The organism is Thermogemmatispora tikiterensis (genome assembly GCF_003268475.1).
Lineage (GTDB): Bacteria > Chloroflexota > Ktedonobacteria > Ktedonobacterales > Ktedonobacteraceae > Thermogemmatispora > Thermogemmatispora tikiterensis.
The window spans coordinates 136,902-157,058 of the sequence record NZ_MCIF01000002.1; the positions used below are offsets into that span (position 1 = coordinate 136,902).

Annotated in this window: 28 protein-coding genes; 8 read left to right on the forward strand and 20 right to left on the reverse strand. The window is 60.6% G+C overall.

Going from position 1 to position 20,157, the window contains the following annotated elements:
* Positions 1 to 628 precede the first annotated feature (628 nt).
* The 3 genes from A4R35_RS00550 (at position 629) to A4R35_RS00560 (ending at position 2,787) form a co-directional block, all read left to right on the forward strand.
* A complete protein-coding gene (locus tag A4R35_RS00550) occupies positions 629 to 1,114 on the forward strand; it encodes a hypothetical protein (protein ID WP_112425524.1) in 486 nt (161 codons plus the stop codon).
* 440 nt (positions 1,115 to 1,554) lie between these two features.
* Positions 1,555 to 2,016, forward strand: a complete 462-nt coding sequence (locus tag A4R35_RS00555) for a hypothetical protein (RefSeq protein WP_112425526.1) — start codon at positions 1,555 to 1,557, stop codon at positions 2,014 to 2,016.
* A gap of 408 nt (positions 2,017 to 2,424) precedes the next feature.
* A complete protein-coding gene (locus A4R35_RS00560) occupies positions 2,425 to 2,787 on the forward strand; it encodes a hypothetical protein (RefSeq protein ID WP_112425528.1) in 363 nt (120 codons plus the stop codon).
* Positions 2,788 to 3,291: 504 nt separating this feature from the next.
* Here A4R35_RS00560 and A4R35_RS00565 read toward each other — a convergent pair.
* The gene (locus A4R35_RS00565) at positions 3,292 to 3,597 is read right to left on the reverse strand and encodes a hypothetical protein (RefSeq protein ID WP_112425530.1); all 306 of its coding nucleotides are present in this window, start codon (positions 3,595 to 3,597) and stop codon (positions 3,292 to 3,294) included.
* 212 nt (positions 3,598 to 3,809) lie between these two features.
* Here A4R35_RS00565 and A4R35_RS00570 point away from each other — a divergent pair, with 212 nt between their 5' ends.
* Complete coding sequence (locus A4R35_RS00570) at positions 3,810 to 4,100, forward strand: hypothetical protein (RefSeq protein ID WP_112425532.1); 291 nt, start codon at positions 3,810 to 3,812, stop codon at positions 4,098 to 4,100.
* A gap of 601 nt (positions 4,101 to 4,701) precedes the next feature.
* Here the strand turns inward: A4R35_RS00570 and A4R35_RS00575 are convergent.
* The 19 genes from A4R35_RS00575 to A4R35_RS00665 form a co-directional block, all read right to left on the reverse strand.
* Entirely contained in the window at positions 4,702 to 5,034 is a 333-nt protein-coding gene (locus tag A4R35_RS00575; RefSeq protein ID WP_112425534.1) for a hypothetical protein, read from the reverse strand.
* Between the two features lie 284 nt (positions 5,035 to 5,318).
* Complete coding sequence (locus tag A4R35_RS24520; protein WP_146747055.1) at positions 5,319 to 5,516, reverse strand: hypothetical protein; 198 nt, start codon at positions 5,514 to 5,516, stop codon at positions 5,319 to 5,321.
* 13 nt (positions 5,517 to 5,529) lie between these two features.
* Positions 5,530 to 5,913 (reverse strand): hypothetical protein, encoded by a 384-nt coding sequence (locus A4R35_RS00585; protein ID WP_146747056.1) that lies wholly within the window; start codon positions 5,911 to 5,913, stop codon positions 5,530 to 5,532.
* A 706-nt stretch (positions 5,914 to 6,619) separates the two neighbouring features.
* Positions 6,620 to 7,357 carry an AAA family ATPase gene (locus A4R35_RS00595; RefSeq protein ID WP_146747057.1) on the reverse strand — a complete coding sequence of 246 codons (738 nt, stop codon included), beginning with the start codon at positions 7,355 to 7,357 and terminating at the stop codon, positions 6,620 to 6,622.
* Positions 7,358 to 7,473: 116 nt separating this feature from the next.
* On the reverse strand, positions 7,474 to 7,635 hold the full coding sequence (locus A4R35_RS24070; RefSeq protein WP_189361178.1) for a DNA modification system-associated small protein: 162 nt from the start codon (positions 7,633 to 7,635) through the stop codon (positions 7,474 to 7,476).
* Positions 7,636 to 8,598: 963 nt separating this feature from the next.
* Positions 8,599 to 8,943, reverse strand: a complete 345-nt coding sequence (locus tag A4R35_RS00605; RefSeq protein WP_112425545.1) for a hypothetical protein — start codon at positions 8,941 to 8,943, stop codon at positions 8,599 to 8,601.
* 160 nt (positions 8,944 to 9,103) lie between these two features.
* The gene (locus tag A4R35_RS00610) at positions 9,104 to 9,841 is read right to left on the reverse strand and encodes a PqqD family protein (RefSeq protein WP_223258480.1); all 738 of its coding nucleotides are present in this window, start codon (positions 9,839 to 9,841) and stop codon (positions 9,104 to 9,106) included.
* A gap of 1 nt (position 9,842) precedes the next feature.
* Positions 9,843 to 10,049: a hypothetical protein gene (locus A4R35_RS00615; RefSeq protein WP_146747058.1), complete on the reverse strand. Its 207-nt coding sequence runs from the start codon at positions 10,047 to 10,049 to the stop codon at positions 9,843 to 9,845.
* Positions 10,028 to 10,924, reverse strand: coding sequence for a hypothetical protein (locus A4R35_RS00620; protein ID WP_112425551.1), 897 nt, complete (start codon positions 10,922 to 10,924; stop codon positions 10,028 to 10,030). Before A4R35_RS00620 ends, A4R35_RS00615 begins: the two co-directional genes overlap by 22 nt.
* Positions 10,915 to 11,346: a hypothetical protein gene (locus A4R35_RS00625; protein ID WP_112425553.1), complete on the reverse strand. Its 432-nt coding sequence runs from the start codon at positions 11,344 to 11,346 to the stop codon at positions 10,915 to 10,917. Before A4R35_RS00625 ends, A4R35_RS00620 begins: the two co-directional genes overlap by 10 nt.
* Positions 11,327 to 11,947 carry an ABC transporter ATP-binding protein gene (locus tag A4R35_RS00630; protein ID WP_112425555.1) on the reverse strand — a complete coding sequence of 207 codons (621 nt, stop codon included), beginning with the start codon at positions 11,945 to 11,947 and terminating at the stop codon, positions 11,327 to 11,329. Before A4R35_RS00630 ends, A4R35_RS00625 begins: the two co-directional genes overlap by 20 nt.
* Positions 11,866 to 12,084, reverse strand: coding sequence for an ATP-binding cassette domain-containing protein (locus tag A4R35_RS25150; RefSeq protein ID WP_112425557.1), 219 nt, complete (start codon positions 12,082 to 12,084; stop codon positions 11,866 to 11,868). The genes A4R35_RS00630 and A4R35_RS25150 overlap by 82 nt, the downstream gene beginning before the upstream one ends.
* A gap of 185 nt (positions 12,085 to 12,269) precedes the next feature.
* A complete protein-coding gene (locus A4R35_RS00640; protein ID WP_112425559.1) occupies positions 12,270 to 12,497 on the reverse strand; it encodes a hypothetical protein in 228 nt (75 codons plus the stop codon).
* 21 nt (positions 12,498 to 12,518) lie between these two features.
* The gene (locus A4R35_RS00645) at positions 12,519 to 12,749 is read right to left on the reverse strand and encodes a hypothetical protein (RefSeq protein WP_112425561.1); all 231 of its coding nucleotides are present in this window, start codon (positions 12,747 to 12,749) and stop codon (positions 12,519 to 12,521) included.
* Between the two features lie 21 nt (positions 12,750 to 12,770).
* Positions 12,771 to 12,899, reverse strand: a complete 129-nt coding sequence (locus tag A4R35_RS24895) for a hypothetical protein (RefSeq protein ID WP_262982307.1) — start codon at positions 12,897 to 12,899, stop codon at positions 12,771 to 12,773.
* A 1,127-nt stretch (positions 12,900 to 14,026) separates the two neighbouring features.
* Positions 14,027 to 15,073: a hypothetical protein gene (locus A4R35_RS00650; protein ID WP_146747059.1), complete on the reverse strand. Its 1,047-nt coding sequence runs from the start codon at positions 15,071 to 15,073 to the stop codon at positions 14,027 to 14,029.
* A gap of 22 nt (positions 15,074 to 15,095) precedes the next feature.
* On the reverse strand, positions 15,096 to 16,154 hold the full coding sequence (locus A4R35_RS00655) for an ABC transporter ATP-binding protein (RefSeq protein WP_112425565.1): 1,059 nt from the start codon (positions 16,152 to 16,154) through the stop codon (positions 15,096 to 15,098).
* A 158-nt stretch (positions 16,155 to 16,312) separates the two neighbouring features.
* Positions 16,313 to 16,651, reverse strand: a complete 339-nt coding sequence (locus tag A4R35_RS00660; RefSeq protein ID WP_112425567.1) for a hypothetical protein — start codon at positions 16,649 to 16,651, stop codon at positions 16,313 to 16,315.
* Positions 16,648 to 17,022 carry a hypothetical protein gene (locus A4R35_RS00665; RefSeq protein ID WP_112425569.1) on the reverse strand — a complete coding sequence of 125 codons (375 nt, stop codon included), beginning with the start codon at positions 17,020 to 17,022 and terminating at the stop codon, positions 16,648 to 16,650. Before A4R35_RS00665 ends, A4R35_RS00660 begins: the two co-directional genes overlap by 4 nt.
* Before the next feature lie 431 nt (positions 17,023 to 17,453).
* Here A4R35_RS00665 and A4R35_RS00670 point away from each other — a divergent pair, with 431 nt between their 5' ends.
* The 4 genes from A4R35_RS00670 to A4R35_RS00685 all read left to right on the forward strand — a co-directional run bounded on the left by A4R35_RS00670 (position 17,454) and on the right by A4R35_RS00685 (position 20,133).
* Positions 17,454 to 17,741 (forward strand): hypothetical protein, encoded by a 288-nt coding sequence (locus A4R35_RS00670; protein ID WP_112425571.1) that lies wholly within the window; start codon positions 17,454 to 17,456, stop codon positions 17,739 to 17,741.
* Positions 17,742 to 17,793: 52 nt separating this feature from the next.
* Positions 17,794 to 18,072 carry a hypothetical protein gene (locus A4R35_RS00675; protein ID WP_112425573.1) on the forward strand — a complete coding sequence of 93 codons (279 nt, stop codon included), beginning with the start codon at positions 17,794 to 17,796 and terminating at the stop codon, positions 18,070 to 18,072.
* Positions 18,073 to 18,133: 61 nt separating this feature from the next.
* Positions 18,134 to 19,621 carry a hypothetical protein gene (locus A4R35_RS00680; RefSeq protein WP_112425575.1) on the forward strand — a complete coding sequence of 496 codons (1,488 nt, stop codon included), beginning with the start codon at positions 18,134 to 18,136 and terminating at the stop codon, positions 19,619 to 19,621.
* Positions 19,621 to 20,133: a stage II sporulation protein M gene (locus A4R35_RS00685; protein WP_112425577.1), complete on the forward strand. Its 513-nt coding sequence runs from the start codon at positions 19,621 to 19,623 to the stop codon at positions 20,131 to 20,133. The genes A4R35_RS00680 and A4R35_RS00685 overlap by 1 nt, the downstream gene beginning before the upstream one ends.
* Positions 20,134 to 20,157 lie beyond the last annotated feature (24 nt).

The following is a 20,157-nucleotide window of genomic DNA, read 5'->3' on the forward strand; positions in this document are numbered from 1 at the left end:
TAGCAGGATCTTTCACGATCTCTTCCAGCGTAGTCACTTCCTTTGCGGAGGTTGCCGACGACATAATCCATTGACCTGTACGCGTCCACACATCTACGAAAACGTTGCCATCGATGAGGACACTGCCATTGGGGAGACAACGGATGGGGACCAGGGCAGGATGTCGATCTTGCACAAGAGGGAACCGCAGTCGCATCTCATCCATCAAAAATTGCAATACCGCCTGGGATGGTTCTTTCTGAGACGATGAGTCGTGAGTCATCAGAAAATCACCGCCTTCGCTGCATCAATGGTCAGAATATCACCTTTTCCACAGCGCATCAACCTGGCCTTCGCTGGAGGCGGCCAGGCTCAATAGCATGCCTACCTCTCTTTAGGGAGCTTCTGTCTCCACCTCCTCCAGGAGATTCTCGCGTCCCTGGTTCCGGGCAAAATCCTTCAGCTCCATCCAGCACGACTTGGCTATTTTGATACGCTTTTTTTACTCACATTTTACATAAATTTTGTGAATAGCTCTAGGAATATGTGCTGCTTCCTTCACTATTCTCGCTCCATAAAGGGTATCGTTTGCTCCAGTGCGCTCTGACGACGGATTCCCTCATCGAGAGGAAATGTGAGCAGTTTCTTCATGACTACTCCGGTTTTCGTTCTACTGGTTGGCCAGCTGCTGCCAGCAAAGACTTGCACTGGCTGGCTGCGCTGTGCTTCTATAGAGAAAAGACAAACGGGTAACCCCTGGATTGAAGAGCAGAAAGCAACAACGATGCAGATCTTGCAGCGCTTAAAGCTCGCCGTTGGCGGCATGGACTGCCCCGAATGCTGTGGCCATGTGCACGAGGCCATCGTGACCGTCGACCCCTCTCGGGTGGACATGGAGATGCTCTGCCAGGCGGTGAAACGGGCTGGCTACGATGCGCAACCGGTCAGGCAGCAGCAGGTATCTGGCGAGCGCGGACGTGCTGCCAGGCATTCGGCAGCGAAGCTGGCGCGCTCACTCCTGACTCTCTACAGTCTCCTCTTTGGTGCCGTGCTCCTGCTGGTGATCGCAGGCGAATGGCTGGCCTGCTGGAACGTCTCACCGATTTCGTCCCCTGGTACCTCGGCGCCGGTTTGACCGCGCTGGCCGCGGCGCCCATCTTCTGGGACGTCCTGCAGGCGGCAAGACGCCGGCGTATTATCTTGCACACCCTGATGTCGCCTGGGGTACCAGCTGCGCTGGCAGTACTTGTTGTTGCTCGACCTGGGATCCTGGCCAACTCACCCCGCCTCTTGCGGTTCCGTCTCTCATCCCCAAGAAAGGAAGGAGAGCAAAGCTGCGAATGAGAGCAAAGATAGGAAGGGCCCCCGCAAGGCTGGCCAGGTTTTTGGTGTACCGCCCAGGTGTACGTCTGGTTTCCGTGTGGTTGATAAAAGGGATCTGCCGCCTGTCTTGCTCATCTTGATGAGCTATGATCAAGGGGCAGATCTTATTTTCAGCGCACTGCTCCTGGCCCTGCTACTCTTTTACTTTACCTGCCCTGGGACATACTCTGTGCTACCTGAAAACATCTTATAATGGTTTTGCTGATATTGCTCGTAGTGAAAGGCGCCTGGCTGGCCAATGCCGCCGTCGTCGTCTTCTGGCTCGTGCTCGAATGGCGCAGTTGGCGCAATGTCGGGCGACTGCCCTTGAAGCTGGCCCCCCCTGTGCCTGCTTTGCTTGCCGTCAGGCAGGGAGGCAACTCACTGCTCACCAGCTACCACGCTGCCTATCCTATCCAATCCTACGCCCTCGACCTGGTCGTCGTCGACCGGCTCGTCCGGTGCGCCCGCAGAGGAGGCCTCTTTCCGCGACGCCTGACGAGCTACCGCAGCTTTGGTCAAGCTGTGCTGGCCACTTGCGATGGCGTCGTCCTTGCCTGCCAGGACGGTCTGCCCGATCTGCCCGTTGGTCAGATGGGTCCCGAGCGGCCTGCTGGGAATCACGTTGTCCTCCAGGTCTCAAAGCAGCCAGCGATCAGCCCTCTGCCGAAGTAGGCTGCGGCAGCCACCGCTGGCGCTGTCCCTATCCCGCCGGTGCCGCCTCTACCGGCTTCTAAGGCAGCGGGCTGGGCCGCTGCGAGTCTACCTGTTCCCTCGTTGCAGGCGGCCCGGCCCCTGTCGATCTGGAGCTGGTCGTGATGATTCGACGGGCGTATGCCGAAAGATTGACAGGGCAGAAGATGCAATATACAATGGAGGTAGTCTTATCTGGGTGGCGGGCGTGAAGCCACGCAAGAATGACGTGCCAGGACACTCTGAAAGCGGCATGGGGGGGCCGGTCTGGGGCCTCTGGCGCTGCTCAGATAGCTCAGCTATTCCGCAGATCTTCGGGCCAGAGCTGCTCTCTCTGGGAAGCTGGAGCAGCTTGTAGGCGTTTTCTCCGAGCACCGCAGGTATGACATCATGAGTGAGGACGACTGGCAACCTCCACTCAATCGCTCTGCCAGGAGTGATAGACCGGAGGGGCTTTCTCCATCTGATCAGGCCGATGTGGCTCCATCCTCGCAAAGCCAGCAGGTGAGTGAAAGATCATTATGGCTCCAGCGAAGGGCGCAGGTCAAGGAGAAGCAGGACCAATATGCCGCAGGCGTCTGCCTGGCTGATCTCATTGGGCTTATTGTTCTCTTCGCCTTTTTTGTGGCCTTCAATGGTCATCTGATAAGTTCGGGAGCCTTTATGATCGCTATGGTGGTAGATGGGGCCCTGATGGCAACGGTTCACGTGATCGCCTATGCGATGGCTAGAAGAGCTGAAGATATCTATTGATAGTTCTATTGCAGAAAGTCTGGCCGCAGTCCGAAGGGGGGGTGTCCCGCCTGCGGTTTGGCATAGGCTGCCACACCCAACTGAGGACTTTGCCGGAGGTCTTATTGACGCGCCGGGTATCGATTGTTGTGGTAAGATGCCTTAGGCCCTTTTCCCCGATGACGTTCGCGGAAGCTTTCATCCCATGGCCGGCCCAGTCGGGCAGATATCATGAAGGGTATGCCAGCGGACCCTGCCGTTTCGGGAATCCAGTGCATATACGCCACCCTGGACCAGACTCACGCACTGGAGGAGCCGCTGAGCAAGCGCGAGCTGGAGATGCTGAGCCTGATGGCCGATCGCTCGCACCGCGGTCCACGCAGTCGAATCGGGAGCCGGATAGCGGCGTATATGGGCAGTTGCCAGCCCGTCCGGGGCGCTGCTTTCACAGAGGCCGCTCCAGCGCCAGCAGTGCCCTGCAGCTGTGGCTTCTCCCTTCCCAGGAAGCCGCTAGCGACTGTCCTCTCAGACAGCAAAATCTCTCTTTTGAGACTCCTGTGCCAGAAGCATGATCATACGGATCTTCTCCAGTTGCGAGAGCACCAGGTCTGCGGCGATCTCACCACGCAGAAAGCGCGCGCCGTGGTGAGCAATACTTTCAAATTTGGTCAGGAGCATGAAGATCAAGAGCGCCTGCAGGGTGAAACTGGCTCCCCCCGCCTGCTGATAGGCCGTCACCATCGAGGCCAGATCGGCCGAGAGGATCGGCGGAGTGGGCGCGGAAGACGATAGTCTGTCCCACGGTAGCCAGATCAGCCAGCGGGGTATCATAGCGACAACCTGTGGTAATGATGCCAGGCCATCTGGCCCTCAGCCGGCTTCACCAGCCATTCGAGGATCGCTGCGTGGAATGTCGGGAGCCGAGATCCTCGAACGGAGCGGCAGGAGCGGCAGCAGGAGGGGCCGCGTCGGAAACGGTTGACGGCGGCGGAGCGAGATGGTATGGGAGAGGCGACAGGTTCTGATGTGCCCGGGATGGCACGATGGAGAACGGATCACTGGAGCAGCGCTTTGCGGCGTTCGAAGTGAAAATGAACGGGCAGCTCACGGACATCATCGGTCTGTTGCAGCAGTTGGTGGCCGAGGTGCGGGATCAGGGCCACCGACTGAATGCGGTGGAGATCCGTATGAATACGTTTGAGAACCGTATGGCCGGCTGCGAGCAGCGGCTCAGTGCGCTGGAGGCGCGGCTGAACGAGCAGCAGCAGAGCATTAGCCTGCTCAGCACCTTCCAGCGCAAGATGATGCAGAAGATGGGAATTGAATATGAGTAGGGGCCTGGTCCTGGCCTGCTGAGGGGGAGAGCCAGCTCTTGATCGCGGCGCTGATCTGGCGCCTTTTTGTTAGGTTTCGTGTTCCAATGGGAGGCTGTCCAGGTCCTGTGTCCAGGTCCTGTCAGTGTGCCGCCTCCAGCCCAGGGTTCAACCGTGTCCGTCCCATCCAGGGACAGGGCCCTGGGCTGCCGGGGTCCCTCCGGCAGCGAACGGGGAGGGAACGAGTCCCCGTTGCTCTGACGGTGCTCTGTTTAGACCGCGCTGTGCGCGTTGTCTTGGGAGAGCGGGATGCGTTCCCTGGCATCCCTTGACAACTGGAACGACGACCCCCAGACCTGGCGGGAGCGGTGCTCAATCAGCGCAGGGCAGGGCAGAATGCGGCGATCCGTCTCAGTGTGTGCTGCCTCCAGGCGAGTCAGGGGAAACGCCGACGGCAGGACCTTCCCTTCCTGGAGTCACAGCACCTTCGTAACACTGCGAGCATAGCCTGCCACCCAGGGAATCACCTGGGAGCGATCTGGGAACGAGGCAGGAAGCAAAGGGGAATGTCGGGAGAACGGTGGTCCAGGCGAGAAGAGGGACCAGGTGTTTCCGCCTGTGCTCACGATGGCTCAGGAAGGCGGGCGAGAACCTGCATCAGCAGAGCCTCCAGCCGATCGAACCGTTTATCATGCTCATCGAACCGCTTGTCATGGGCATCGAACCGTTTATCATGGGCATCGAACCGTTTATCATGGGCATCGAACCGTTTATCATGGGCATCAAAGCGCCGATCGTGCTCCCCTAAATGTCCCACCATCTGAGCCAGCATCGCGCGGATCTCCCGCAGCAGCTCTTCATACTTCACTGCCATGCCGAGCAGGATCGTCTCATTGTGGTTGATATCCATGACAGCGCGCTCGACTGCTGCCAGCCTCTCTTCCTGAGTAGGCATAGACTTTCTCCTCATGCCGATCGCTTCCCAGGTACCATCTCCATCCCTCATCGGGCGAGAGGGGCATTCTGACGGTACTTCCTCTAGTATAGCATCTGGAGCGAGTCTGTCAAGCCTGTTCGATGCTCTCGACAAAAACTGGGCAGCGGTGGCCGCCTGTGTAGGGTCATGCCGGCCGGCATGACCCCCATCTCCTGGACAACAGAGCAGATGGAGGGCCAGGCCACGTTCGGGCTTTCAGCTGGCGCAAGCGCAGGTCAACTTCCTGGCTGATGGAGATGCGGTTAATAGGCACGGCCTGGCACCTTCCTTCTCTCGGGTAGGGGAGGCGCGTTGCCCCCTTCCTCACAGGAGACCGATGTTGCACCGAGCTCTGACTCATAACTGAACCGATAGATGCGCGCGCTGTACGGCCTGACATGGCTCAGCAGCGTCGCATCCATCCCGGTATCCGTCGTGAAGAGCACGACCTGATCGCTCATCACAGGAAGATACTCACTCACGGAGGAACCGCTGTCGATATTCCTCGTCCAGTAGCGCCAGAGGAGTATCCATCACCAGCGATAGCCGTCTTTGACCAATGGCGCGCAGGGCCTGGAGGAGAGCCAGAGCGTAGAGCTGACGCTCGCCAGCCGAAAAGCTCGCCAGGCTCAGCAAGCGACCATGAACGTCCCGGAATTGCACGGCAAAGGTCTCAGGATCGATCAGGACCTGGGTCAGCAGATCCTCCTTATGGCAGAGCTGAGCGAAGTACTGGATGAGCTTCTTCTCCAGCTCACGCAGCTTCTGCCGGGTGAGAGCGTCTCTGTAGGTGCTCAGGACCATGCGGGTACGGTTCGACGAGTACTTGCTGTTTCGCTGCTTTTTGTGATTTCTCATACTGAGAGATGGTCTCTTTGATCTCTCGGATCTTTGCTTCCAGCTGAAAGCGGCGAGATCCGATCTGCTCACTGAGTTTATTGGCACGCTTGCGGTTCTCGCTGATGGCCTGTTGGAGTTCGGCCATCCGCTGATACATCGGCTCCAGGACGGTTTCGTCCGGTGCGCGCCCCAGGTCTTTCTCGACGCGCTGGAGCTCCCTGCGCAGCTGGTTGCTATGCGCCTGAACCTCCTTGGGGATGACCAGCAGGATCGTATGGATCCACTGGCGCGGCTTCTTCCGATCGGGGTCCGCCAGGTGGTGGAGCAGCGCAGGCGGGTGGTGTGGCTTGCGCGCCTTGCTTTGAACTGGTCAGCCAGGCCTTGAGACGCTCGATCAATCGCTGGCGTCCCGCAGCAGAAAGCTCCAGACCCTCCCAGATCTCGGCTCCTGCAAGCGCCTGCTCCAGCATGGCGATCCTCTCCACCCAGAGGGCGCCAGCGATCTGCTCACGTTGGATCTCCACCTCCCTGTTCAAACTCCTGCTCAGCTCGAGACAGCACTCAGACACCAGGGTAAAAAGGAGCAGCTCGGCGCAGAGCTCTCGCAAGGCCCCAGCATGCAGCTCCATCTGCCTGGTGATCTCTGATTGGGGCTGCTGGAGGGCAGATCGCTGAGCGACATACTTCTTCCCGCCCTCTGCGACAAGAAGACGCTCCTGCTCCTTCAAGGCAGCTCATGATCGGCAAGAGCTGCTTGCAAGTGCTCCAGATCTTGCTCAAGCTGTGAGAGTTGCCATTGGAGGCTATCCGCCTCGCCACGGAGCTCCAGGACCCTCTTATAGAGGCTGCTGGTCTTTTCCGAGCTGCCCTGACGGGTGAGCAGCTGGCCCACGTCGCCATCCAATCGTTGGGTGAGGTCCAGGCCCAGAAGACGGGAGAGGATGCCCTCCAGCGTCTTGCTCTGGTGTCTGGGGGCGATCAGGGCATCGAACTGCTCGCCGCAGAGGTGGCCGTGGCCCGGCGATAGAAACTCGTACAGCCAGACGGGATACCCGGCAGGATCGATCTCCAGAGGCTTGCCATCATGCAAGAGGGAAAGGTCCTCCTCCACCGTGCCATGTCGTGTACGCCAGCGGCGCTCGACCTGAATCTCGACGAGGTGTCCTGAATGAACATACTGAAAGCTCAGGCTAACGGCGCTCTGCTCAGCTGCTGGCCCGCTGCAGGGCCGGTGCATGCGGCTAAGGAGAGAGTGGGTTGACAGGCTCCCTTGCAGACTGCCAGCGCCGTAGAGCGCGGACAGCAGTGCCTGGAAGAGCGCCGTTTTGCCCGAGCCGTTCTGACCGATCATGACAATCAGAGGACGCTGAGAGCCATCTTCGCCGAGAGAGGGCCGGAGATCGAAGCGATGCTTGCCCGCAAAGACGCCGGAATGCTCAACAGAGCACTCGAGAAGCAACATCCAGGGCCTCCTCTCTAGCGGAAGCCAAAGCTGACCACAGAGGGGAGGCTCCTGTGTGGCGGGGATGGCCTCGGACTCCTCGGCCCACTCCTGATAAAGGATGGCGGCCAGCTGGTTCAAGATGCTGCCCGCTTCGTGATATCAATCGACTGCTTTTCGGCCTCCAGCAGTTTTGTGACCATCTCGAAGGGCAAGTCATGCTCTTTGCAAATCCCGGCAAGCAGCTCCTTCTGAGTGGCATCGAAGACCGGATCATCGTCGCAGGACCTGGGATCCATTAACCGGCCTCACTTCCTGGCTGGTACGCAGTTTCTTGAAATGGGGGCATTCCGTCCGTGTCTGGCGGCCTTCCGGAGGAGGACACCCTCTCCTTGCGGGTCAGGCCAGGCACAGCGCCCAGTGAGCCGCTTGTCCCTGCCCTCAGTGGGGGTGTGTCTGAGTGCTGACGGCAGCGCCTGGACTGCCCGGAGCCGCAGCAGGCTCGCGCCACTGCCAGGATAGCCGTGCTCTCTGGGAGCATCCTGGGAAGCGGGCGGGAAGCAAGAGGGAAGCCTGGATCAGGAAGGGGAGGAGAAGCCTGTCACGTGCACGGGAAGCAGCAGGCGAGACGGTGCCCGAAGATGGAGCCAATGCCACATACGGCGGAAGATCTGATGCGAGGCATCCACGGTGTGAGCTCCCAGGCGCCCCAATTGCCCTGGCGCGGCTGGCGACGGACAGCCCGTCTCTGGGAGCAACTCCTGCATCAGCGCCGCGATCACCCTCCAATGGAGGGGATGCCCATAGCCGCGAGCACAATGAGGAGCTCCATCAGGCGCCTCCTCGTCCCCGGCGTCGCTGGCGACCTCGGATGGCATCCGCCCGGCACCATTGCTGGCCCTTCAGCGTCACCAGCCAGCTTGTCATCACTCCTCCCTCCGTGGAGGAGGCCCTGCAGGCGAAGGAGAGTGGCCAGGCGCGCGTGATTCTCTTCAATCTCTCCGACCACGGCCACTTTGACATGCAGGCCTGCGATACCTGTATTTTGCGGGTCAGTTGCAGGACTTCGAATATCCGGTTGAGGCGGTCAGCGCTGCCCAGCAGCGCCTGCCCCAGTGGTCTGATCCCTCGCCGGTGCCTCCCGAACGCGATGAGAGGGCGAGGCGCCGCGCGACCTGTGGAGATGGGTACGGCGTCAGTGGCCAGTCCCCCCTCCCTCGCGCGCGGTCGCCCTCGCCAGCGCTCGGCTGGCACCTGGGCCGTCAGGACGACCGTGGCTGGAAGCGGCGCGCGGCGCGGATCACCCAGAACACACAGGCGCCCAGCAAGGTGAGCAGCCCGAGTGCCATCAGCGCCCCCGGAGCGTGCATCCGGAAGAGAAAGGAGGCGCCCTGACTGGTAAAGTCGAAGATCTCCAGCGAGAAGAGCTTCAGATGCACTTCCTGCTGAGGGTAGGTCACCCCGTAGATGAAGATTCCCAGAAGGCCCAGGATGGCGATCAGCAGCGCCAGCATGGCTCCGATAGAGATGCCGGTGACGATGTTGCTGATGAGTGTTTCGGCGAACGTCTGCCGTGTCGCTGTCCCGGTTGGCGCATTCCTGCTCATGGTTGTGGCCTCCTTTCGTATTCAGCAGGAGAAAGCGGCGCCTGCTCCATCTGATCATGCACTTCGTTCCTGCGATGACTGGAGCGCAGCACCTGAACTATATTGTTAAGATCAGGATTGGGTAGTAAAAGCTGTAAAAAGATGTACACGAGGAGCGCGATCAGTAGCCAGTCCAGCGGCCAGGGGTGGAGCAGGTGCCAGACCAGGGCAAGCAGCCCGATGCTGCCGGGAAGCAGCGGGCCGGCCGCATTGACCGCGATCTCCGCCGCGGGGCGCGCCAGGGGGGACGTATCAGGCGTAGCAACGGGCCGGTGCGCAGCAAAAAGCCGCTCCCTGCACCGCAGTAGTGGTGCAGGACGATCAGGTGACCGCCCTCATGCAGGCAGATGCTGAGCGTCAGGCAGAGAGCGAGCGCCAGATAGGCCAGGGTCAACAGCGGCAGGACTGCCAGCAGCGCGCCGGCCCCCGCTGCCCCAAGCAGTCCTGCGCTCAGCACCGGGAGCCAGGCCCGCCAGACCTCCAGATAGAGCCAGCCGAGGAGCAGCAGCGGATTGGTAGTGAGCGGGGGATCGGAGCGCCAGGTGTACAGTGCCGGCAGCGTTCGCGTTCGCAGAGCAAGCAGCCAGCGTATACTCCGCTGGTGCCAGGTCTCATGCCAGTTGAGCAGGCCATGGTGGTACAGCTCCAGGCTCAGTTGGCCCAGGTCCTTGAGCAGCACCTCCCGTGGCTGCCTGTAGCGTTCCGCGAGTTGCTCGGCGATGCTGGCGAAGCTGCGACGGCCGTCGATCAGTGTGAGGAACTCGCGGGCCGTGCTGTTCAGCGGATAGTGCTGCCGCAACGCGCGGTCCTCCAGAGAAGCCGTGTGCACAGCCACGCCGGCGGGGAGCACGGGAATCATCTCAATCACGATCTTTCTCCATCTTCACGTCGGCAAGCTGATGGATTCCCAGATAGAGCATGCCCATGATCAGCAGCGCCGCCGCTGTCTGCACGAGCATCTGCGCCGCCATGCCGCCAGGCAGCCGCGCCAGTGCCTCCTGGGCCTGCTGGAAGAGCACGTAGAGCGGCGGACCCAGGGTGACCATCACCCCCGACACCATGAGCATCGAGAGCGGGTTTTCGGGCGAGTAAGGAAGCACCCCGTGCAGAGCAGTGGCAGGCGCTGCAGCAGGAGCAGCGGGTTGTTGCCGGCCCAGGTAAGGACGCCTATCAGCAGCACCCAGCCACCGACGATCACCACCAGGTTGGCGGACAGCTTCCCATCGAGCAGGAGGTGAACATCTAGCGGCGTACTGGCCAGCACGTGATAGGCGCGGCTGTCCCGCCCCCAGGACATCTGGGCGATGGCGCAGAGCAGGAACGTTATGAGATCGAGGGCCAGTTCGAGCAGCCCGTAGCTCAGCAGCGGATTGCTGGCGCGTGTCCAGAAGACAGCGACGGTGGCCACAAGCCAGCCGGCGACGACCATCACCAGGCCGACGACCAGTTGTTGATCACGAGCGATGCCCTTGAGTTCATAGAGGTAGCTACTCATGAAGAGCGAGGATGGAAAGGAGAGCCGTCGCAGCGGCACCCATTGGCCTCTGGTTCCCACTGCCAGGCGCTCGCAGCGCTCAACGCAGAAGGCGTAGATGACCACCCCCAGCAGGCCGAGCGCGCTCAACAGGCCCAGACCCGCTATAGCTCTGAGGAGGTCTGACTGCAGGATTAGCAGTATCCAGTAGGCTGGCGTCAGAATCAGCCAGCCGGGCTGCCGGGCCAGCAGCGCCTGCGCCCCCAGAATCAGCGGCAGTGTGAAGAGGACCATGCCCAGGGCCATGCTCACTCTCAGTGCCGTGCTGCGCAGGTCAACGCGCTCAGCCCCAAAGATGCGCGTGGTCCCGTAGAGCACCGCCTGATGGAATGCCAGGGTGATTCCGTTGTAGGCGGGCAGCCCGAGAAAGACCGCCAGCAGTAGCTGCAGGGGCGTGGCTAGGCCCACCTGTATGAGGACCAGCAGTGCAGGCAGCCAGAGCAGGTTCTGGGCAGGAGGAGGATGAAGCCGGGCAATAACAGGCCAAGACGCTGCTGCATGGGCGAGATCGGGAGGGGGGCCAGGATACGTTTGAGCGTGGTCTCCTCTGGCGTAAAGAGCAGTGCAAAGGAGACGAGCGTGAAGGCTGTCAGGCTGAAGGCGCTGAACAAGGCCGTCACGATGATCGTGCGTAGCTGCAGAAAGGTGCTGCTGCTGGATGCAATGAACTGAGTGATCTTGTAGAAGAAGTCATAGCTGAGATAGGCTCCTCCGCAGTAGCTGATCACCGCGAGTAACACGACCAGCCAGAGCGCCGGCATACGGCGGAAGAGCTGACGCAGGCGATTACGCCAGATCAGGATCACAAGCCTAGAAATCTGCCAGAACACGCTCCAGTGCCTCCTCCTGCTCTTCAAGGCCGAGCGCCTTGAGAAAGGCCTCTTCCAGATTGGCCGCACCATAGCAGGTCAGCAGCTGCTCTGGTTCGCCTGTTGCTACGACGCCGCCCTGGTTGAGGAAGATCACGTGATCGCACAGCTCCCCGACCATCAGCAGATCATGTGTCGAGATCAGAATCCCTACGCCACGCTCACGGAGCTTCCGCAGGAGGCGCTTCACCAGCGCGATCATCTCTGGATCAAGACCCGAAAATGGCTCGTCGAGCAGCAGCAGCTCCGGCTGGTGCTGCAGCGCGGCGATGAGTTGCACTTTCTTGCGCTGGCCGTGGGAGTAGGTTTCGAGGAGATCCTGCGCTTTGGCTTCCATGTGCAGGAGGGCCAGGTACTCGTTCGCCAGACTCCACTGCTCGGCCGAAAGCCCGTAGATGCGCTGGATGAACTGCAGGTACTCCCAGCCCGTCAGATGGGGGATGACCTCCTGCGAGTCGGGGACAAAGCCAAAGACGTGCTTCATCTGCGGGGTCTCGCTCTGTGTCTCCTCGCCGTCCAGGACGATGCTGCCAGCCGTGGGAGGAAAGAGTCCCACCAGCATAGCATAGAGAGCAGCGTTGTTTTGCCGGCGCCGTTGGAACCCAGCAGGCCGACGATGCTTCCTGGCCGAATGGCAAAAGAGACCTGATCAACAGCAGTGAAGGTTCCGAAGCTCTTGGTGAGCCTCTTGACTTCCAGTAGATACTCGGCTCATATTTTCTCGCTTTTTCTGCTCAAGAGCATAGGATACCCGAAATTGACTAATCATACCACATAGCCTGTCCTATTTCTAGAGCATTTGAGGAACGGCGAGCAGAAGACGGAGCGAGTCAGGGTCGGCTGCTCCGTCTTCTGCCCGGTGCCCGGATGACGCCCGCTGGCGTCTACTTGCAGGCGATGGTGACTGTGCCGCTCCAGTTGATGTGCCAGGTCACCACTACACTCTGACCGTGGATCACGCACCAGATAGCCACTGCCAGGACGATGTCGGCAGCCAGCCCCAGGAGGATCAGCAGCGGTACGACGTACCAGGCTAGAGGCGAAGCCCGCTGCTCGCGCTTCTCCAGCAGAACGACAGGGGCGACATAGGTTGTCAGATGCTGACTATGCATCGCTTCACCTCTTCTGCAACGTTACTTGCTGCAGCCGATCGTAACAAAGGGCCAGTGTACCTGCCAGGAGATCACCTCGCCACCACCGTGGAGCGAGCACCAGATGCCCATCGCTACAATCAGCGCGGCCGCCAGGACCAGCAAGACGATGAGGGCAACTACCCACCAGACGATGGGGGTCTCCTGGGTCTGACGAGTGGACAACGCTACCAGCGGCCTGGAAGCAGCACAGGAAAAGACAGGCTGTTGCATAGGTGCTGACCTCCTTGCTGGCTATTTGCTACAGCCGATGGTGACGTAGCCATCCCAGCTGATGCTCCATCTCACAACGACGCCACCGCCGTGGAAGGCACACCAGAGAATGACGGCCAGAGCCAGCACGGCCGCGATGGCCAGCAGCATCGCGAGCAGCGCCACCCACCAGATGACGGGAGAGAGCAGACCCTCACGCTCGTTCAGTTCGATGGCCGGAGGAAGAAGCGTACACGACGGTGGTGGAAAACGTCTGGGAAGGAAGCGGGAGCGTAGCAGGAAGAGAGCGGGAGAGTGAGAGACTGGCAGTGGGTGCGCAACGGGAGTAGCCTGGGAAGGCAGCAGGGAACATGACAGTCACCCTTTTTAGCTGAGCCGTGAGAGGACAGGGCGCCCAGCGACGGCTGGCAACTGACCAAGTACGCCAGGGATGCTTGCCCTTTACGAGGGCGGTCTGGCTATTCGTCTGCAGTTGCTGCATAGCCGCTTAAGATCAAATCTGCAGTAACATACCCAGCTTCTTCTAAGCGTACCATCTGATTGAGAGAGGCAGCTTAGGAGAGGTCACAGAATGCGTAAAAATCACTGTTATACGCTAGCTTTCAAAAGCCCCAATCTAGCCGCGACTCAGACCTTCAGAATTCTTGTAAGCCCGACCTAAATATATAAAAGGAACACCTGCTACCTCTCTCTTTGAGAACCCCATTGTCAGCGACTTGATTGCTCCTATTGGACGGCGTGGTGCTGTCCGCAAGTTGCTCTTTGGCAGCAGGGTAGCAGCCTTGACACTGCTTGGAGAAGCGCCTGGAGTCAGCGCTGCCTCTCTTGGCTACCAGGGCGTTGGCCAGGTCCGTCTACTGCTTTTGTCTCTTGCGGAACGTGCCTCGTTCGGGCAAAAATCGCATTGATGTGCCCACTCGATCTTTTTTATTTATAGAAATGTAAGACATCTATCAAGCTTGTTTTTTTATCAAAAAATAGATTTTTACTAATTGATGAGGATATAACCGTTATGGAAAAATGATCTCTGTTAAGAGAGCTGGTATATACAGCTGTTTTCATAGACTCATATTGAACTTTTTTTCTGCTCAGGTAATGTCCTCCCATAAAGTGTCCTTCATCGCTTGCTTCCAACACTGAAGCGGAAGTAAGCGGTGAAGGCTGGGCTTAAGCTGCTCGTTGGATGCCCCTTTCGGGTAGAAGTCATCCTCGCATCCTGGTAAAGTAAATTGCTCACTGGGGCAAGAGCCTGAAAGCTCTCTATAATTGAAATTCTGTTATAGCGCGACATCCCGCTTATGCACCAGCAATAGACTCACTCCTCCACTGATCAGCCCGTAGCAGAGCAGGACCGCTCCAGCCAGTGCAGTACTGGCACTCGACGGCACTGCACTCGCGACTAGGGGCAGCGGACGAGAGGCCAGTGCCTCCAGCAGCGTATGGCAGGCCGGGCCCAAGAAGAGCGCGGGAAGGTGCCTCAGCAACGCAGTGAACCCGCTGTCGGGCAGGGCACTTAGCATGGAGGTCAGTGGAGGGAGCAGCAGGCCCTGGATGAACAGATAGCCGATCGACCCTGCAATACCGGCCCCTATCGAGCGCCCTAGCGTCGTGAAGAGCACGCTGAGCAGCGCATAGAGCCACAGACTCACACAGATCCCCAGCCAGTATAGGGCCAGCTCTCCCCAGCCTTGGAGCGAAAGTGGACTTAGCTTCCCTCCCAGTAGGGGACCAATCACACAGCCCAGCAGCGCCCCTGCCATGAGCAGCGCGGCGCTAACGATCACCAGGATCAGCAGCAGCATCACAGATTGCGCGCAGACAAGGCGGGTGAGTGGAACACCGCGCAAGAAGACCAGATGCTGCGTCCCTGCCTGATAGTCGCTGCCGACAAAGATCGCGACGAAGATGCACAACAGCAGTACCCCTAGCGAGAGCAGCGTGTCGCCACCCAGGCTGAGCGACATAGGAAAGGTCAGCGTCGTCTTTTGCTCACGCAGCACCTCCTGACGCAGCAGTTTCTGTTCTGCCTGCTGCTGAGGTGTTTCGCTCACGCAGGGAGGCGCCTGGCTAACCTGCTGAGCAGAGGTGCTGGCAGTGGGACAAGCCTGCGCCGACACAGGCAGCGTCGCAAAGACGTAGAGGACGAGGTGGAAGCCTGTCGCCAGCAGAAAGCCCCCGCCCAGCAGTGCCAGTACCACCAGCGTCAGAACACGTCTGCGCACCAGCAGGAGCTGAGCCTTCATCACTGTGATGATGGCATGCCATCTTATACGGATGGAGGGATATCCCTCGGTCAGTAAAGGGGCGAGTCTCGACTGCATCATTCTCTCCTCTCAAACTCACCATTCAGAGCGCTCTCTGAGCCTGACTCAGCGTGGGTGCCGGCTCTGACGCCTGATCCAAGAAGAATTGCTCAAGGCTTATGGAACGCCTGCGGATTTCGGCAGGATAGAGTGCATGTCTGGCCAGCAGCGCGCAGATCTCTGTGGAGGATGTGATCGGAGCCTGGATCTGGAGCACACAGGGGTCCGCCACTCTGGCCTCCGCGCTGGACACCGACGCTGCGCTTCCGGCGCGCCTGACCTGGCGTATCCAGGCGGGCTGCTCCTGAGCAGTACGCTGGAGGAGCGCCTCAGCAGCGTCCAGTGCCTCCGGGGTCTCGTAGACGACCTCAATCACACCCTGGGTCTGGAGCAGTCGGCTGACCTCGCCCTGGATCAGCACCTGCCCACGTTTCAGCAGAACGACCCTGGTGCAGAGCTGTTGCACTTCGTGAAGCAGGTGGCTGGACAGCAGGATCGTCGTGCCTTGCTGTGCCAGGGAGCGCAGCAGCTCGCGCAGATGGACAATGCCAATGGGGTCCAGGCCGTTGGTTGGCTCATCGAGGACCAGCAATTCCGGCTCCGTCAGCAGCGCGGCGGCGATTCCCAGGCGCTGTTTCATGCCAAGCGAGTACTGCTTGAAGGCCACAGGACCCTCCACAGGCAGGGCGAGGCGCTCGAGGAGTTGACTGATGCGCTGCTCTGTCTCGCGGTCCTCCGGAAGGCCGGCCAGCAGCGAGACTACACGCAGGTTATCGCGTCCACTGAGATAGGGATAGAAGGTCGGGGCCTCGATGAGCGCTCCGACACGTCGCAGGGCTTCCCCGCGCCGAACCGCGGAGGTCATAGGCACACCAAAGAGTGCCACGCTGCCGCTGGTGGGAGTCAGCATGCCCAACAGCAGGCGCAGCACGGTTGTCTTGCCCGCGCCGTTTGGGCCGAGCAGTCCGACGATCTCGCCGGGCTGAGCGATTTCCAGGCTGAAGTTCTCCACAGCGATCTGCTGCTGAAATCGCCTGGTTACTCGCTCCAGCCGAACGATGGGAGCGTCTTTCCCGGACGGCGTTGAAGCAACGTGTTGCATAGCACCATTCCTTGTCGATAGGAGAGTACTGCTTGCTATAGAAGGGACCAGCCTCTCAGGCATACTCGCGTTAGAGGCCGCAGGGGGCGAGAGGCGCAGGCGGTGGCCGAAGGAGGGGATGCGCTGGCCGAAGGGAGATCGCGCATTCCCCCTCCGTCTCAGGAATGCGTCAGGGCGGGCTGATGCTCATCGCTCTTCCCACGCACTTGCCTGAACAGGGTGACCAGCGAATAGAGATATCCGCCGATGTAGCCAGTCACCAAGATCAGCACCAGCCAGCGCCAGCGCCGGGTTCGTGCGGTCAGCACGAGGCCCCAGACCCAGGCCACAAAGGAGAGGACGTCGATGATCAAAGCGCGCGGACCTGGCACGGAGATCGTGCCAGGCATCGCGTGTTTGATGGCCTGCATGGATTCTGCGAAGCCGCCACTCAATTGCAGCACGATCACTGTGGTGCAGATGACCAGCAGCAAGACGATAGTCCATTGACGTTTCATGCGCCAGGAATCCCTCCTTGTTCCAGGAATTGCTTGCGGCTGATGCTGTTGCGCACGGTGATCCCCGGCAGGGGCGAGCGCGAGACGAAGGTGAGGGGATTGCCGGAGGCGTCCACCTCGTACCAGCCGCTGTACCGTCGTATCAGGAGCATGGAGGCGACAGAGAAGGTCACCAGCACTGCGACGCTCAGCACAACGAGTGTCTCTGCGCGCATGATCAGGAAGGTCACGACCAGCGCAGACAGCAGCGTGGTTCCGATCAGCCCGATGAGGGGATAGTATCGGTGGGTGGCATAGCCCAGAGGCGGCTCGCCGCTGCGCACCCAGTAGCGCCGAACAACCAGCATCCGATTCTCCGTTGACTGTTTCATTGTTGTCCCTGCCTTTCTTTCCTTCCGGCTCCGAGGCAGAGTATACCTGTGATCCACTCCGCACTCGTTCCGCATTGGCTCTCTGCGGAGAGCCTTGGTGCGTTATATAACGGTAATGCGAAAAGATATGACCTGCGGCACTTCCTCTGCGGGGGCCAGGCCGCTATCCTTTCCTGTGGATAGCGCACAGCGAGTCGCTCCAGGGAGGGAGCAGGCTGCAGGCGCCCTCCTGCGGCCCTGCAGTCTGCGGGATGGCCGCTAGATCTCCTCCTTCCTCTCTGGAGCGCTCCGGTGAGGCCCTTATCTATCAGCTGATAGTGCGTGCGCACCTTTCTGCTGGCCAGAGGGTGGACTCGCGAACCATCAGAGGCCAGATCCATGACGAGATCTTTACGCAAGAAAGACCTCACGCATTGAAGGAGGAATCAGACATGATGCATACGCTTACGCGCGTCAGGTTGCAGATCGCCACGAAGGTGACCCTGCTCTCCAGCCTGATCATGGCGATGGTCGTCTCCGCGATGGCACTGCCCCGTGGCCTGGGCTTTCTGGTCAGTCAGTTTGGCCTCTCCTGGCAGGATGCTCTGGCGATCATCTCTATCTTGCTCACCGAAGGGTCAGCCGGTATTGCTGCTTTTGCTCCCTGGCTGCTGCCGTTTGTGGGCACCCTCGATGGGCTGATCCTGTTTATCGGCGTCTCGGCTGCTGCCGGCTGGTAGAGGGACGTCTGCTGTTTCTCACTCGTTATTCCTATTACTGAAGGAGTGAACCATGCAACAGACACTTGCTCGTGTATCCGCGAAGTATGCTCCGACCGCTGTCTCGCTGCTCTCCAGCGCGGCGCTGCTGCTGACGCAGGGCCGTCTGCTCCTGGGCTGGCTCGTTGGTCAGTTCGGCCTCTCTGAGGCGGTGGCGGCGCTGATTGTGAGCATTATCACGACGGACGGCATCTGGGCGGCCGTGGCACTCTATCCCTTCCTGGCGCCATTTGTGGGAACCGTGGAGGGACTGGTCTTCCTCTTCGGCACATCTGTATTGGTCGGCTGGTAAGACTACAATGGAGTGCAAGCAACAACACCGCGCTCCAACCTGGACGAGTAGAGCAATCCTCTTGCTCTACTCTCTAGGCGATCTACGCGCACAGGGATTGCTGCAGCAGAGACGCTGGTGGCATCGTGGCCTGAGCATCCTGGCGGGGCTGATCTGCTTTGTGACGCTCTATCGCAGCGCGGCGGCGGCCCTGGCGCATCCCTTTGTGGCGGCGGCTACACTGCCGCTGGTGCTCACTGTCTGTGCGTTTCTGCTACTGGTGGTGAACGCGCTCGCCGTCGGCACGCTCAGTGAGACCTCCGGGCTGGAGGAGGTGCGTGCGCTGTGCTCTCTGCCGGTGACGGTGGCCGACGTTGTCTGGATTCGCCTGGTAGTGGGTCTGCTGCGCTCGGAGCTGGTCGCGCTGATCTTCTTTCTGCCTGTCTGCCTGGCGACGATCGTTCATCTTGGATGGGCGCCCTGGCCGATTCTGGCCTCTCTGACGATGCTGGTCGCCTTTCCACTGTTGCCGGCGGTGCTGGGGGTGGCGCTCAATCTGAGCGAGACGAGGCCGCGGCTTGTCGTCTGGTTCAGCGCCTTGACCAGCTCGCTGGCTGTCGGAGTCTTCCTCTCTCAGCAGGTTCCGCTGCTGCCGGGGCCACTCGCGCTGCTGGGGGCGGTGCTCAGCCTGCCGGTACGCGGGGTACTGGCGCAGGCGGCGCCGGGTGAGACGCTGCTCTTCGCTGGCGCCTGGACGCTGCTGGCGGCTGCCGCGGGATGGGTCCTGATGCATCAGGTGAGCGTGAGTCGTGAGAGGCAGGTCCGTGAACGGAGATCGCTGGCCGTCTCGCTGCTGCGGACCTGGCTCAGCGCCGCTGGAGCGGCGACCGGGCGTTGGGGCGCGCTGCTCTCCTTAAGTGGCCTGGCGCTGGCGCGTCTCCCGGCGTTCCTGCTGGCGACGTGTACGCTGGCCCTCGCGCTCTGGCTGAGCATCGCTCCGCGCCTGCTGCCGACCCATACGCTTGGCAGTCCCCGCCTGACCGCTCTGATCACGGCCCTCTCGCTGCTCCTGCAAAGTGTAGTGGCGCTGGTGGTCTGCCTGGGGCCGCTGCTCACCGCGCTGCTGGGTGAGGCGCGGGAACATCGCGTACAGCAGCCGTATCCCATTGCAGCCCGTCTGCACGCCGCGGCTGTCTACCTGACCTTTCTGGGGCTGGCGGTCCCCCTGGTCGTGGCGCTGGCCCTGCTGGCAGGTCTGCTCAGCCATAGCGTGCTGCTGTACTGGTTTGGCGCCTATCTGCTCTCAGCGCTGCCAGGAGGGGGGGCGCTCCTGCTGGCGATGGTGCTGGGACGACGGCCATGGATCAGATTGTTCGCCTGGGGGGCCGGCTGGGTACTTGTGCTGCTGGCCCGGGTGGTCGCCCTGGCTGCGGGGGTGGCGCTGCTGCGGGTTGATCCTCTGCTCCTGGGGCTGCTGAGCGGTCTTCTCGTCGATGTGCTGCTCTGCCTGCTTTGCTGGCGTGGGCTGATGGTGCGCCAGTACAGGCGTTTTCTGGAGGAGGATCTCTGATGGCTCATTCCAGACAGTGGTTTGCCGTGCTGGGGGCCTATGGCTGCGGGCTGCTCTTGGGTCTGCTGGCAGCGGAGGGTTTGGCTCACCAGCTTGTGGCACACCCTCATCAGTTGCCAGCACTGGCGATTATCCAGCATAATCTGCTGGTGCTGGTCATCATGTTTCTAGGCATCCTCACGGTCGGCGCTGTGACCTTGCTGGTACTGCTGATCAATGGCGTCATGCTCGGCGCCGTGGTGGGGGCCTACGCCTGGAGGGGGAAGCTGACCGCCGTGCTGCTCGCGCTGGCCCCTCATGGCATGCTGGAGGTCAGCGCCTTTCTGCTGGCCGCGTATGGCGATCTGCTGCTGGTGCCCCTGTTCTGGAAACTCCTGCGCACCGGGGGCTGGCGGAACTGGTACGGGCATTCCCAGGTGCTCTGGAAGGCGCTGCTCTTCAATGGCTGCGCAGTGGCTTTGCTCGTCTGCGCGGGTCTGATCGAGCATACGCTGTTTCTCACCGTGTCGTAGTCTGAACGCAGGGAGGAGTCTTCG